Raw genomic sequence first — 15005 nt, forward strand, 5'->3', positions numbered from 1 at the left:
CGTTTGCGTTTATACCCATTTCGGTAATCATCATTGTCAGAACGCTCAGATTTTTCATATCCGAGATGATCCTCCATTTCTGCTTCCATCATTTCTTTGATGGTTCCGCCCAGAAGGTCTTTTAGAGCTTCCTGAATATCCTCAGCTGTCTGAATATCGTATTCTTCCATGAGCTGATGAATAATGTTTCGTTTTCCCTCTGTCATTTGTACCCGATGTATGGGTTTCTTCTGTTTTGCCATAATAAAAGGTCCTCCTATGATTTAAATTTTACCATAGAAGAACCTCTTCAATTACATATTTACAGAAAAAGTTTCACACTGCCGAACATTTCCATTTGGAAATGTTCTTTTTGGCGTTTTTATCGTTTTTTGCCTTTTTCTTTCTTGGCAATTTCGATGTGTACCCGTTTGTTTTTGATTTTGCAGTTTTTCATGCCATAAAGAACGTCTTTTACATATTCCTTGGGTACATCCACAAAGGTGTAGTCGTCGAACAGGTCAATGGCACCCAGTGCTTTGCCAGGAACGCCTGCTTCGTTGGCAATGGCACCAACAATATCTTTGGCACGGATTTTGTTTTTCTTACCAGCACTGATGAACAGACGTACCATTTTTTCACCTTCGCCGCCGTACATTTCGGTACCGTTGAAGTTGATGTCGTCCATGATGTCCATGTCGTCGGTGCGTACATCTGCCAGATTGTGTTTCAGCAGGGCAGCGGCAATGTCCATGGCTGCATAGTCGTCTTCCATAAGGCGTTCCACCAGATTGATATATTTCACCAGATGACCTTCCTGAATGGTTTCTTTGATTTTTTCCAGGAAGATGTTTGTTTTCATTTCTTCCACATCGCTGAGGGTAGGCAGTTTCTGCTGGATGATCTTTGTTTTGGTGTAGCGCATAATATCACGCAGTTTGTAGATTTCCTTACCTACGCAGAATGTGAAGGCTTTGCCGCTTCTGCCGGCACGACCAGTTCTGCCGATACGGTGCACATAGTATTCTTCATCCTGGGGAACGTCGTAGTTGAATACGATGTCAATATCGTCTACGTCGATACCTCTTGCTGCTACGTCTGTAGCAACCAGAATCTCGATGGTGCCGTTACGGAATTTCTGCATAACTTTGTCACGTTGTGCCTGTTTCAGGTCACCGTGGAGACCTTCCGCAAAATAGCCACGCCCCTGGAGCAGTTCCACCAGATCGTCAACACGTTTTTTGGTGTTACAGAATACCATAGCCAGATTAGGCATGTAAACGTCGATGATACGAGTCAGGGCTTCCAGTTTTGTTTTTTCTTTTACGTCGAAGTAATACTGTTCGATGTTGGGAACAGTCAGTTCTTTGCGAACGATTTTTACATATTCAGGGTCTCTCTGGAAACGTCTGGTAATGTCCAGAATTTCAGGAGAAAGGGTAGCGGAGAAGAGCAGTGTCTGGTGGTCTTCAGGGATTTTCACCAGAATGGTTTCGATGTCCTCCCGGAAGCCCATGTCCAGCATTTCGTCTGCTTCGTCCAGAATCATCATCTGTACGGTTTCCATTTTCAGTGTACGGCGGCGCATGTGGTCCATAACACGGCCGGGTGTACCAATGACAACCTGCGCACCTTTTTTCAGTGCTAAAATCTGACGGTCAATAGGCTGTCCGCCGTAAATAGGCACAACGCGGATGTTGTCTTTGTATTTCAGCAGTTTCCGAAATTCCTCGCTGACCTGAATCGCCAGTTCTCTGGTAGGGCAGAGAATTAATGCCTGCAAACGGCGGTCATCGGGGTCGATGCGTTCCAGACAGGGAATGCCGAATGCGGCCGTTTTGCCTGTACCTGTCTGAGACTGACCGATGATGTCTTTGCCTGCTTTTACCAGAGGAATTGCCTGGGACTGGATGGGAGTTGCTTCTTCAAAACCCATATCCAGTACAGCCTGGTAAATTTCTTTGGATAACTGCATGTCTTCAAATCTTAAATGTTCCATGTGATTTTCCTTTCTTTTTTTCTTTGCAAAGCCGAAGAAAACCCACAGAACCCGTTGAAAGATGTTTTCTTTCGACTCAAAACTTATATTTCAGCGCTTTGGCAATGATAAAACTTCCCGATTAAAGCGCAGGGCGGAAAAAAACCGCAGACAATAACTATACCAGTTTTGCATACAAAAAGCAAGGCGAAATCCAGGAGGCTGGAGCAAATTGTGATAAAGTCATAAAAATATAAAAGAATCGTGTATTTTTTTGCATGGTAATCAAAATTTCTAACCGCGTTCCCCCTTGACTTTCTGTTACAGTATGTTATAATGTGGTCATTGTAAATAGTCGAAAGGCTATGAAGGTGAAAAGTACGCAGATGCGCCGCCGCAGAGAGAAAACGTCATCGGCTGAAAGCGTTTTTGGTCTGGAGAGTTTGCGGAAGTTCCCACCGGAGCCGATTTCCTGAAGTGCCTGTGGCAAGCGTAGGGAAATCCGTTTCATGCACGTTACGCATCAGAGTGCCTGTGTTAGCAGGAATTTGGGTGGTACCACGGAAGTCTTCGTCCCTATTGGGATTGAAGGCTATTTTTTTTGCAGTGAAACGTCAATCAATATCAGATAGAAAAAAGGAGAGAAAAGGACAATGAAGGAAAAATTAAAAGCCATTCAGGAAAAAGCCATGGCTGCTTTCCAGGAAGCAAAAGAAATGAAAGACATTGATGATCTGAAAGTAAAATACCTTGGCAAAAAAGGTGAACTGACAGCCATTTTGAAAGAAATGGGCAAACTCAGTGCAGAAGAACGTCCCATCATCGGTCAGATGGCAAACGATGTTCGTCAGAATCTGGAAAAAATGCTGGATGAAGCAAAAGTACGTCTGGCAGCTGCAGAAATGGCACATCGTCTGGAAAAAGAAAAAATCGACGTTACGATGCCCGGCAGAGCAAGAGCAGAAGGTCATAAACATCCTATGAGCATCGTTACAGATGAAATTTGCAGTATCTTCATGGGTATGGGCTACGAAGTAGCAGAAGGTCCTGAAGTAGAAAAAGACTACTACAACTTCGAAGCACTGAACATTCCTAAGAACCATCCCGCAAGAGATGAACAGGATACTTTCTACATCGGCGGCGACATCCTGCTGCGTACCCAGACATCTCCTATGCAGGTTCGTACTATGGAAAAAGGCAAACTGCCTATCCGTATGGTATGCCCCGGTGCTGTTTACCGTTCTGACGAAGTAGACGCAACCCATTCTCCTGTATTCCATCAGCTGGAAGGTCTGGTTGTAGATAAGAATATCACCATGGGTGATCTGAAAGGCGCGCTGGTTGTATTTGCGAAAGAATTGTTCGGGGAAGATACAAAAGTTCGTTTCCGTCCTCACCATTTCCCTTTCACAGAACCCAGTGCAGAAATGGACGTTACCTGCTTCGCATGTGGCGGTGAAGGCTGCCGCGTATGTAAAGGCGAAGGCTATATCGAACTGTTGGGCTGCGGTATGGTACATCCCAAAGTTCTGAAAATGAGCGGCATCGATCCCGACGAATACAGCGGTTTCGCATTTGGTATGGGTCTGGAACGTGTTGCAATGCAGCGTTACGGCATCACAGACCTGCGTCTGCTGTTCGAAAACGATATGAAATTCCTGAAACAGTTCTAATAGATTTTTGAGTATTTGCATTTGAAAGGAGAATCAGTAACATGGATGTACCTATGTCATGGTTAAAAGAATATGCAGCGGTGACTGCACCGTTGAAAGATTTTATGGAAGATATGACAATGAGCGGTTCTAAAGTAGAAGGTGCTACTTCTATGGCAGGAGAACTGAAAAACATTGTTACAGGTCATATCAAAGCCATTGAAAAACACCCCCACGCAGATAAATTGGTGGTTTGCACCATTGATGTGGGCACTGGCAAAGATCTGACAATCGTTACCGGCGCACCTAACGTAAGAGTTGGTGACTATGTTCCTGTTGCACTGGATAATTCCGTTATTGCAGGCGGCAAAGAAATTCATACAGGCGACCTGAGAGGCATTGCTTCCGAAGGTATGCTTTGCTCCATTGAAGAACTGGGCTTCGACAGACACGATTTCCCCGAAGCGCCTGAATACGGCATTTATATTTTCCCTGAACCTGTAGAACTGGGCAAAGATGTTGCAGATGTTCTGGATCTGAAAGATGATGTTGTAGAATACGAAATCACTTCCAACCGTCCTGACTGCTTCAGCATTCTGGGTATTGCCAGAGAAGCGGCTGCAACATACAAAATCCCTTATTGCCCTCCTGAAATTACAGTAAAAGAAGAAGGCGAAGGCAAAACAGCAGATCTGATTTCCGTAGAAATCAAAAATCCTACACTGTGCCCTCGTTATGTAGCAAGAGCTATCAAAAATGTAAAAATCGCTCCTTCTCCTCGTTGGATGCGTAAAAGACTGCGTGCCGCAGGGGTTCGTCCTATCAACAACATCGTAGATATCACCAACTACGTTATGTTGGAAATGGGTCAGCCTATGCACGCTTTCGACGTTGATACTATCAAAGACAGACATATTATCGTAAGAAACGCAAACGAAGGCGAAAAAATCACAACACTGGACGGCGTAGAACGTCAGCTGGATCCTTCCATGCTGGTAATCTCCGACCCTGAAAAAGCAGTTGCAATCGCAGGTGTAATGGGTGGTGAAAACTCCAAGATCAGTGAAAACGCAGAAGCTGTTCTGTTCGAATCCGCTGTTTTCGATGGTCCTAACATTCGTATCACAGCAAAGAAAGTTGGTTTGCGTACAGACGCTTCCAGCAAATTCGAAAAAGGTCTGGATCCCAACCTGGCTATGGATGCTGTTAACAGAGCTGCACAGCTGGTTGAAATGCTGGGCTGCGGCGAAGTTGTTCCCGGCGTTGTAGACTGCTATCCCAATAAGAGAGAAACATGGGAACTGTCTTACTCTCCTGAATGGATCAACAAATTCCTGGGCACAGACATTTCCGAAGAAGAAATGCAGCAGATTTTCGAACGTATCGAACTGAAAGTAGACCCTGTAAACCATAAAGTAACTGTTCCTACATTCCGCCCTGACCTGGAAGCACAGGCTGACCTGGCAGAAGAAGTAGCACGTTTCTATGGCTATGACAAGATCGAACCCACACTGGCTTCCGGTACACCTACCGTAGGCAAAAAGACTTATGCACAGAATATCACAACACTGGTAAAAGAAACTATAGTTGCAGAAGGTCTGTGTGAAGGTATGACATACAGCTTCGAAAGCCCTAAGGTATTCGATAAACTGCTGATTCCCGCAGACAGCAAACTGCGTCAGACAGTTACCATCTCCAACCCTCTGGGTGAAGACTTCAGCGTAATGCGTACTGTTTCCATTAACGGTATCCTGAACTCTCTGTCTACAAACTACAACAGAAGAAATGAAAGCGCTGGTATCTTCGAAGTTGCAAGAGTATATCTGCCCAAAGCTGTTCCTGTAACAGAACTGCCTGACGAAATCCCTACACTGACAGTTGGTATGTACGGTAAAATGGATTTCTATGACATCAAAGGTGTTGTAGAACATCTGATGGTCGTACTGGGTATTGGCGACAGAGCAGAATATACTGTAGAAACAGAACTGCCTTGGATGCATCCCGGCAGAACTGCTGCTGTAGTCATTGATGGCGTGAATGTGGGTTATGTTGGTGAACTGCATCCCACTGTTGCAAAGAACTACAACATCGGTACAAAAGTATATCTGGCAGTGCTGAATATGGAAGAACTGATCAAAGCTTCCAACATGGTAAATGTTTATAAACCTCTGCCCAAATATCCTGCAATCACCAGAGATATTGCAATGCTGGTGAAAGAAGACGTAACAGTAAAACAGATTGCAGATGAAATCCGCAAAAACGGCGGCGAATATCTGGAAGAAGTCAAACTGTTTGACGTATATCAGGGTGAACAGATTGAAAAAGGTTACAAATCTGTAGCTTACTCTATTTCTTTCCGTAGCGCAGAACGTACATTGGCTGACGCTGACGTTGCTGACAGCATGCAGGCAATTCTGGATGGTCTGGCAAAAGAACTGGGCGCACAGCTGAGAGATAAATAAGAAAAAACGAAGTAAAATAAGCGGCTTGAGAAAGCAACTTTCCCTTAAGAAAACATTGATTTTTCCTTGATTTCTTAAGGGGAATTGCGACGGCTGTCTTTAGAAGAAAACATAACAAATAAACTTAATAAAATAAGAAAGCCAAAATCCTTTGTTACGATAAGGATTTTGGCTTTCTTTGTTTTCTTATGAAGATGCCCCTAAAGTCGCCTGTTTTTTGCAAAAAAGAAAACTCCGAAGTTCCTTTGCTGGAATATTCGGAGTTTTTGTTTTGATTTTAAATAAGATTACAGTTTTTCATACTGTTTGATATAACAAATCCCTACAGCTGTGGGGCCGCAATGGGTACCGATGGTGATACCAACAGGCCATGGGGTGTCCATAACATAAAATCCTTCTGCTTTCAGCTGTGCAATAAGATCCTCCGCCACAGCCTGACGTTCTTTTTCGGCACGGATGACGCAAAGGGTATATTTATCCTTCTGGTCACCGATTTCTTTTACGGTCATATCAAAGATGGTTTTCAAAGCTTTTTTGTGCCCGCGAACTTTGCTTTCTGGGAACAGTTCGCCTTCTTTCATAACGATGATGGGCTTGATGTTCAAAATGGCACCGGCAAAAGCCGCAGCTTTGCCTACACGTCCGCCATGCTGCAGGAAGTCCAGAGAATCAACGGTAAAGTTGATTTTTGTGGTCTGTTTCTGAATTTCCAGTGTTTCCAGCAGCTTATCCAGATCATATCCAGCGTCACGCATGCGGCAGGCTTCATAAACCAGCATGCCTTGTGTACCGGTAACGCTGATAGTGTCTACCACTTCAATGCGGCTGTCAGGATAGGTTTCCAGCAGAATCTGCTTTGCGTTGTTGGCACTCTGGAAAGAGCCGCTGAATTTTGCGGTCAGACACATGCAGACAATGTCTTTGCCTTCTTTCAGATAAGGTTCAAATACATCAATATAATCCTGAATGGGAGGCAGGGAGGTTTTTGGGAAAACCTTTGCTTCCTTTACTTTGTCATAAAATTCTTCCGGTGTCAGATCCAGCAGTTCTTTATGATAGTTGATGGTGTCAAAAGTTGCGTAGTAAGGCACAATGCCAATGTTTAATTTGGGCAGCAAGTCTGCGGGAATGTCGCAGGAACTGTCTGATATAATCTGATATGGTCTCATAATAATCCTCCATACTTGTTTTCTTAGTGTTTCTCCATTGTAAGGCAAAGGTGCCTTGTTTGTCAACGAAAAGGGCGCAAGTACTGAAAAAAGGGGAAAACCGTGGATTTTGTTTGATTTTTCGTATACAGAATGCTATACTGAAATAATGTGGCAGAAAGGAGGAAGAACATGGGAAAAACACTGGTCATTGCCGAAAAACCTTCTGTGGCAAGGGATATTGCCAAAACCCTTGGGGTGTCTGGAAAAAATGAAGGATATCTCACTGGGGAAAACTATGTGGTTTCCTGGGCAATTGGGCATCTGGTAACCTTAGCGGAGCCGGAAGCTTACGACGTGAAGTATAAAAAATGGAATTTTGAAACACTTCCCATTCTTCCTGATTCTATGAAACTGGAAGCCATTAAAAAAACACGCAGTCAATTGAAGGTGCTGCATAAACTCATGCACAGCCGGGAGATTGACGAAATCATCTGCGCCACGGATAGTGGGCGGGAAGGAGAGTTGATATTTCGGTATATATATGAAATCACCCAATGCCGGAAACCTTTTCGGAGGCTATGGATTTCCAGCATGACGGAAACAGCCATCCGGGAGGGATTTGCTCATTTGCAGGACGGCAGTCATTATGATCTGCTGTATCATTCTGCCAGATGCCGCGCAGAAGCGGACTGGCTGGTAGGAATGAATGCTTCCCGCGCTTACACCATTCGGTATGGAGCGTTGCTTAGTATCGGAAGAGTACAGACGCCAACACTGGCGCTGATTGTAGAAAAACAAAAAGAAATTGATGCCTTTGTGCCGCAGGATTATTTTGAGGTGCAGGCGGATTTTGAACAGTATACCGGTTTTTGGATCGACGAAAAAGAAAATACCCGTCTGGATCTGCGGGAAAAAGCAGAACAGATTGCGGCAAGAGTGAAGGGACAACGCGGAATTGTTTCTCAAATCGTCAAAGAGGAAAAACGCCAATTGCCGCCGCTGCTGTATGACTTGACAGAGCTGCAGCGGGAATGCAACCGGAAATTCGGATTTTCCGCAAAAAAGACACTGGATATTGCCCAGTCCTTATACGAAAAGCGAAAAATGATCACCTATCCTCGTACGGACAGCCGTTATCTCAGTGATGATATGGTGGATAAAATCAAACAGACATTAGGTCGTTTGAAAGATGTGCAGGAATTTTCTCCCTATGCGGCAGAAGTTCTGGCAAAGGAAAAATTGCCATTGTCAAAACGCATTATTGACAACAGCAAAGTCACAGACCATCATGCCATCATCCCTACGGATACCCGTTTGCGGACAGACCATCTGACACCGGAGGAAAACAAGGTGTTTTCCCTGGTGGCTGCCAGATTTCTGGCGGTTTTCTATCCAGCTTATGTATACGAATCCACAAAGGTTTATACCAAAGTGGGGCTAGATACCTTTTTATCGAAAGGTAAGACCGTTTTGCAGGAAGGATGGCAAGCTGTAGAAAAAGCATTGCTGCCGGAAACCCGCAAAAACAAGACAGAAAAAGAAGAAGAACAGCAGCTGCCGCCATTGACGGAACAGCAGCCTGTAGTTGCAAAGCGCACAAAAGTGCTGGATAAGAAAACCAAAGCGCCACCACCCTATACAGAAAGTACGTTGTTGTCCGCCATGGAAAACGCTGGACGTTTTGTGGAGGATGAAGAACTGAAAGAACAGATGAAGGACAGTGGTTTGGGCACTCCAGCCACAAGAGCTGCCATCATTGAACGGCTCCTTTCGGTGGGCTATATCATGCGAAAAGGAAAGACGCTGGTTCCCACGGAAAAAGGACAGAAACTCATTGCCGTTGTACCGGAAGAACTGCGTTCTCCCCAGACCACAGGAAAATGGGAAAAGGGTCTTTCTTCCATTGCAAAAGGAAAAATGACAGAAGAACGCTTTCTGGAAAGCATTCGGCGGTATGTGCGGTTTTTAGTAGACGACGCGGCGCAGCATAAAAAGGATGTTGTTTTTGAAGCGGAACGTCCCAGAGGAAAAAGAAGCCGTGTACAGGGACTTGGAAAATGTCCTCTTTGCGGGAAAGGTAAGATTTTGGAAAACAGTCGTTCCTATTATTGCACGGAATGGAAAAACGGCTGTAAGTTTTCTTTATGGAAAGACAGTACGGAGCCTTATGGCATCTTACTGGATGCACCCAAAGTGAAACGGTTGCTGAAGGGCGAAAAATTGGAGAAGATTCCCGTTGTACTGCCTCAGACAGGAGAAAGAGGCACAGCAGATTTGATATTATCTCCCGACCATAGCGGACGGGTGGAATTGATGAATGTAACGAGAAGTATAAAGGAGTAAATAAAAATGGAACAGATTTATGGTATGCTGGGGATTTCCCCAGAAGTAGAAGCCTTTGGTGAAAAGGTTTTGAAAGATTTGAAAGAACGCTTTGAAGCCATTGACGTCGTAGCGGAATATAATCAGGCAAAGGTACTGGCAGCTATGCAGAAACATCGTGTTAGTGCAGAATGCTTTGCTGGTTCCACTGGCTATGGCTATAACGACCAAGGCCGTGAAGTGTTGGAAGAAGTGTATGCTGCCGCATTCCATACAGAAGCAGCATTGGTTCGTCCACAGATTACATGCGGTACCCATGCGCTGGCAATTGCCCTTTCTGCAAACCTGTTGCCCGGAGATGAACTGCTTTCTCCTGTAGGAAGACCTTATGACACATTGGAAGAAGTCATTGGTCTGCGGGAATCTCCTTGTTCTCTGGCAGAATTTGGCGTTTCCTACAGAGAAGTAGATCTGCTGGAAGATGGCTCTTTTGACTACGAAAATATCCGCAAAGCCATCAACGAAAAAACAAAACTGGTGACCATCCAGCGTTCCAAAGGCTATAAAATGCGTCCCACACTTTCTGTGGAACGAATCGGCGAACTGATCGCTTTTGTAAAAAGTGTAAAACCTGATGTAATCTGTATGGTAGACAACTGCTACGGCGAATTTGTTGAAACAAGAGAACCTTCCGATGTAGGCGCAGATATGGTTGTTGGCTCTTTGATTAAAAATGCCGGCGGCGGTCTGGCTCCTATCGGCGGATATATTTGCGGCAAAAAAGCATGTATCGACCGTTGTGCTTATCGTCTGACTGCTCCTGGTCTGGGTCAGGAAGTAGGTGCAAGCTTGGATGTTATGCGTTCCTTCTATCAGGGATTTTTCCTGGCACCTACTGTTGCGGCTGGTGCCCTGAAAGGTGCTATCTTTGCGGCAAATATTTATGAAAAACTGGGCTTTAAAGTCATTCCGAACAGCACAGAAAGCCGTCATGACATCATTCAGGCAGTGGAACTGGGTACACCGGAAAGACTCATTGCTTTCTGTGAAGGCATTCAGGCAGCTGCACCTGTTGATAGCTATGTACGCCCCGAACCTTACGCAATGCCTGGTTATAACTGCGATGTTATCATGGCAGCAGGTGCTTTCGTACAGGGTTCTTCCATCGAATTAAGTGCCGATGGTCCTCTGCGCGCGCCTTACTCCGTATATTTCCAGGGCGGTTTGACTTGGTATCATGCAAAAGTGGGGATTTTGAAATCTCTCCAGCGGATGTATGAACAGGGTCTGGTAGAACTGAAAGAAGTGTAAAAAAGAAACAGCATCGGATTTAGAGGCATCTTCATAAGAAAACAAAGAAATCCAAAATCCTTATCATGACAAAGGATTTTGGATTTCTTATTTTATTAAGATTTTATTTGTTATGTTTTCTTAAGGGGAAGTTACTTTTCCGATGCTGTTTTTGTATATTTTACAGAATATCAATATATTCCCCATTCAATGCCTTATTCATGCTTCTGACAGCACAGAATTTCCCGCACATAGAACAGGAATCTTCGTGTTCCGGTGCACGGTCATTGCGGATTTGTTTTGCTGTTTCTGGATCAATGGAGCATTCCCACTGTTTTTCCCAGTCGAAAGTTCTTCTTGCGTCACCCATGGCATCATCCAAATCACGTGCATGTGGAACCTTTTTCGCAATATCTGCGGCATGAGCAGCGATGCGGGAAGCGATGATGCCCTGTTTGACGTCGTCTACGTTTGGCAGTGCAAGATGTTCCGCGGGGGTTACATAGCACAGGAATGCTGCGCCGGAAGCGGCTGCGATGGCACCGCCGATGGCAGCAGTAATATGGTCATAACCGGGCGCGATGTCTGTGACGATGGGGCCAAGCACATAGAAAGGTGCACCCATGCAGATGGTCTGCTGGATTTTCATGTTGGCAGCAATCTGATCCATAGGCATATGTCCGGGACCTTCTACCATAACCTGAACATCTTTTTCCCAAGCACGTTTGGTCAGTTCACCCAGACGGACCAGTTCTTCAATCTGACATACATCACTGCCATCTGCCAGACAGCCGGGACGGCAGGCATCGCCAAGGGAAATGGTAACATCATATTCCCGACAGATTTCCAAAATTTCATCGAAGTATTCATAGAAGGGGTTTTCTTCGCCGGTCATGCTCATCCAAGCAAAAACAAGAGAACCGCCACGGGAAACAATATTCATTTTTCTTTTATGCTTTTTGATTTGCTCAATGGTTTTCCGGGTAATGCCGCAGTGGAGGGTGACAAAGTCTACGCCGTCTTCTGCATGGAGGCGGATTACATCAATAAAATCTTTTGCAGTGAGAGTAGCCAGATCTCTCTGATAATGGATGACACTGTCATACACAGGAACGGTGCCGATCATGGCAGGGCATTCGCTGGTGAGTTTTCTGCGGAAGGGCTGTGTGTTGCCATGGGAAGATAAATCCATAATGGCTTCTGCGCCCATATTTACGGCAGCCATAACTTTCTGCATTTCAATGTCGTAGTCTTTGCAGTCTCTGGATACACCCAGATTGACATTGATTTTTGTCCGCAGCATGGAGCCAACGCCGTTGGGGTCGATGCATGTATGGAGTTTATTGGCACAGATAACAACCTGACCTTTTGCAACCAGCTCTCTGATTTCTTCTTCGGTGCGGTATTCCTTTGCGGCAACAGCCTTCATTTCTGGTGTGATGATGCCTTTTCTTGCAGCTTCCATTTGTGTTGTGTAGTTTCTCATAATATGTTCCTTCCTTTCAGCAGATAATTGATTTTGTGACTAATGCTTTGTTTAAAAAACAGATCTTGGTGGATGCCCATAAAAATCATAAGTTTCTGCTGGTTTGGGATGGTGGCTGTGCCGGCGGCATACAGCGGAAAGTTTGTCCATAAAGAGCAAATTCCGTGACAAATATGTATGGATTCCGGCGCCTCCATTGCAAATGATTTTTGCAGTGGTCAATGCTGTGTTCATGTTTCATTTCTCCTTTCGTTACAGCGTTGTTTTCTATAGCGGTATAAGGTGGTGCCCCCAATATACCGCTTGAAGGTTTCAGGCAAAGACCTGAAACGAACTTCCGTGATGAATATCAATTTTTTTACAAATAAAAAAGGGAAATACCTCATTCGGTATCTCCCATAAGTATCTTTTCTTTCCTACGTTGGCATTATCCAAATCAGGTTCAAGGGTCGAAGGCAACACCTTCCTCTCAGCCTGTTTTCAAGCTCCCCTGCATACATATTCAGTTCCAATCAAAGTATAGGATGATTTATTTTTTCTGTCAATGTTACTGTTCTCCAAATATTTTTTCCAAAAAATGTATATTTTTCTGGAAGGAGTTTCTTTTTCCATGGAAAAGACAGCAGTTTTCCATTCGGTTTCTGGTGAAAAAATACCAATATTTGAAAAAAATATGGTATAATACCTTTTGTATGGATAAAAATACATGGGTTTTGAAAATCTTTCAAAAACGTTTTATGAATGATAAATGAGAAAATCATGAGAATGCTTGACTCTATATCTATTGTAGAGTTTATCATAAGATTACCTATATCAAAAGGAGGGTGGCATCATGGACAGGGCAGGGCTGTTTTCCATTGGAACCATAGGAAAGATGTTTCATCTCAGCGTCAGCAGTCTGCGCCACTACGAAGCCATTGGACTTTTGACGCCGGAATATATTGACCCGGAAAGTGGGTATCGCTATTACAGCACCAGACAATTTGAAGTGCTCAATACCATTCGTTATCTGCGGGCATTGGACATGCCGTTGCAGGAAATCTCGGATTTTATGGAAAATCGGGATGTGGAACGAATGGAGGAAAAATTGCTGCTGCAAAAGCAAGCAGTCATAGAAAAACAGAAACGATTGAAATGTATTGAGCAAAAAATTGATAATCGTCTGCGCCAGATTGCAGATGCAAAAGAGTCTGTATTTGATGTTGTGAAACTGGTGCAGAAAAAAGCCTGTCGTATTGTGTGGGTGAAGGATTCTTTGAAGATTCAGGAAGTATTGGATATTGAAGAACCCTTGAAAAAACTGGAACAGCAACAGGCAGAAGCGTTGATTTTTCTGGGAAAAGTAGGCGTGGGCATTTCCAAAGAGCATCTCATTGACAGAAATTTTGGGCAGTATGACGGGGTGTTTCTCATGCTGGATGAAGAAGATACATTCAGTGGGGATACAGATGTGCTGCCGGAAATGTTATGCGTTTCCATTCGCTTTCACGGCGGTCATATGGAAGCGGCGGAACAGTATGGGAAACTTATGGATTACGTGGAAGAACACAAACTGACAGTCAATGGATTTTCCAGAGAAATTACCATGATTGATTATGGTCTTACCAATGATACGGAAAAATTTGTGACGGAAATCAGCATTCCTGTCACATGAAGATACAAAGGAGGAATGAAATATGCATTTTAAAGTAGAACAGGAAATTTTTGAAAAGTTGCCTAACGCTTGTTTTGGCGTAGTGGTTGCAAAAGGAATTGATAATACAAAAGATTATCCCCAGATTTATGATTGGCTGGAAGAAGGGATACAAACAGCGGCACAGCGTTTTGAAGGCAAAAAAGTAAAAGAAGAAGCGGCGATTCTGCCTTATCGGGAAGCATTCCGTGCCCTTGGCATCAACCCTAATAAATACATGTGTTCCATCGAGGCATTGTTTACGCGCATTGCCAAAGGGAAAGGTATGCCGCATATCAATCCTGTGGTGGATTTGGGTAACGCTGTTTCTCTGAAATATACACTGCCCATGGGTGCCCATGACCTGAAAGATGTAACAGAGGGCATCAGTGTGCGGATGTCCCATGCGGGAGATGCCTTCCTGCCTTTTGGCGGTACAGAAGAAGAAATTCTGGATGATGGGGAAGTGGTATACGCCGCAGGCAGCCAGATTCGTACCCGTCGCTGGACATGGCGCCAGAGCCAACACGGGGAAATTGAACCGGAAACATCCTATGTATTTTTCCCCATTGACGGTTTTACAGACTTCAATAAAGCAGAAGTTTTGGCAGCGCGGGATGAACTGGAACAGAAATTGAAAGACGTATTTGGCTGTGAAACATTGGTAGGATTTTTGGATGCGGAACATCCAGAAATGGTTTGGGAATAAATAGTTGGAATTGCATGAAAAAAGCATCAGGTTATCCTGATGCTTTTTTAGGCAGTGTGAAACTTTTTCTGTAAATATGTAATTGAAGAGGTTCTTCTATGGTAAAATTTAAATCATAGGAGGACCTTTTATTATGGCAAAACAGAAGAAACCCATACATCGGGTACAAATGACAGAGGGAAAACGAAACATTATTCATCAGCTCATGGAAGAATACGATATTCAGACAGCTGAGGATATTCAGGAAGCTCTAAAGGATCTTCTTGGTGGAACCATCAAAGAAATGATGGAAGCCGAAATGGAC

The 15005-nt window shown here is 44.2% G+C and carries 11 protein-coding genes, 1 pseudogene, 1 riboswitch and 1 other annotated feature; of the genes and pseudogenes, 7 read left to right on the forward strand and 5 right to left on the reverse strand.

All coding sequences use genetic code 11. The annotated features are described in order from the left end of the window. On the reverse strand, positions 1-242 hold a 242-nt coding region (locus BUB35_RS15350; protein ID WP_072853155.1), incomplete at its 3' end, for a transposase. Between the two features lie 119 nt (positions 243-361). Beyond that, a complete protein-coding gene (locus BUB35_RS15355; protein WP_022364462.1) occupies positions 362-1978 on the reverse strand; it encodes a DEAD/DEAH box helicase in 1617 nt (538 codons plus the stop codon). A gap of 335 nt (positions 1979-2313) precedes the next feature. Further along, positions 2314-2538: a binding site (T-box leader), on the forward strand. Between the two features lie 72 nt (positions 2539-2610). On the opposite strand from BUB35_RS15355, the gene BUB35_RS15360 reads away from it, so the two are divergent. Together BUB35_RS15360 and pheT are read left to right on the forward strand one after the other, a co-directional pair. Further along, positions 2611-3630, forward strand: coding sequence for a phenylalanine--tRNA ligase subunit alpha (locus tag BUB35_RS15360; protein ID WP_072853167.1), 1020 nt, complete (start codon positions 2611-2613; stop codon positions 3628-3630). 41 nt (positions 3631-3671) lie between these two features. Continuing rightward, positions 3672-6071: a phenylalanine--tRNA ligase subunit beta gene (pheT, locus tag BUB35_RS15365; protein ID WP_072853169.1), complete on the forward strand. Its 2400-nt coding sequence runs from the start codon at positions 3672-3674 to the stop codon at positions 6069-6071. Between the two features lie 287 nt (positions 6072-6358). Here the strand turns inward: pheT and BUB35_RS15370 are convergent, their stop codons facing one another. Continuing rightward, a complete protein-coding gene (locus BUB35_RS15370) occupies positions 6359-7240 on the reverse strand; it encodes a DegV family protein (RefSeq protein ID WP_072853171.1) in 882 nt (293 codons plus the stop codon). A 171-nt stretch (positions 7241-7411) separates the two neighbouring features. Between BUB35_RS15370 and BUB35_RS15375 the strand changes: the two genes are divergently transcribed. Both BUB35_RS15375 and BUB35_RS15380 read left to right on the forward strand, forming a co-directional pair. Then, positions 7412-9565, forward strand: coding sequence for a DNA topoisomerase III (locus BUB35_RS15375; RefSeq protein WP_072853173.1), 2154 nt, complete (start codon positions 7412-7414; stop codon positions 9563-9565). A 6-nt stretch (positions 9566-9571) separates the two neighbouring features. Continuing rightward, positions 9572-10855 (forward strand): methionine gamma-lyase family protein, encoded by a 1284-nt coding sequence (locus BUB35_RS15380; protein WP_072853175.1) that lies wholly within the window; start codon positions 9572-9574, stop codon positions 10853-10855. Positions 10856-11015: 160 nt separating this feature from the next. Here the strand turns inward: BUB35_RS15380 and thiC are convergent, their stop codons facing one another. Then, on the reverse strand, positions 11016-12320 hold the full coding sequence (gene thiC / locus BUB35_RS15385) for a phosphomethylpyrimidine synthase ThiC (protein ID WP_072853177.1): 1305 nt from the start codon (positions 12318-12320) through the stop codon (positions 11016-11018). A gap of 51 nt (positions 12321-12371) precedes the next feature. Next, positions 12372-12554, reverse strand: coding sequence for a hypothetical protein (locus tag BUB35_RS15390; protein ID WP_072853179.1), 183 nt, complete (start codon positions 12552-12554; stop codon positions 12372-12374). A gap of 162 nt (positions 12555-12716) precedes the next feature. Then, a riboswitch (TPP riboswitch) is annotated at positions 12717-12822 on the reverse strand. Between the two features lie 330 nt (positions 12823-13152). Between BUB35_RS15390 and BUB35_RS15395 the strand changes: the two genes are divergently transcribed. The 3 genes and pseudogenes from BUB35_RS15395 to BUB35_RS20160 form a co-directional block, all read left to right on the forward strand. Continuing rightward, a complete protein-coding gene (locus BUB35_RS15395; protein ID WP_072853181.1) occupies positions 13153-13974 on the forward strand; it encodes a MerR family transcriptional regulator in 822 nt (273 codons plus the stop codon). Between the two features lie 22 nt (positions 13975-13996). Further along, positions 13997-14701 carry a B3/B4 domain-containing protein gene (locus BUB35_RS15400; RefSeq protein WP_072853183.1) on the forward strand — a complete coding sequence of 235 codons (705 nt, stop codon included), beginning with the start codon at positions 13997-13999 and terminating at the stop codon, positions 14699-14701. A 169-nt stretch (positions 14702-14870) separates the two neighbouring features. Further along, positions 14871-15005: pseudogene (locus tag BUB35_RS20160) on the forward strand (IS256 family transposase); the annotation flags it as partial.

It is taken from the genome of Anaerotignum lactatifermentans DSM 14214 (genome assembly GCF_900142265.1).
GTDB lineage: Bacteria > Bacillota > Clostridia > Lachnospirales > Anaerotignaceae > Anaerotignum > Anaerotignum lactatifermentans.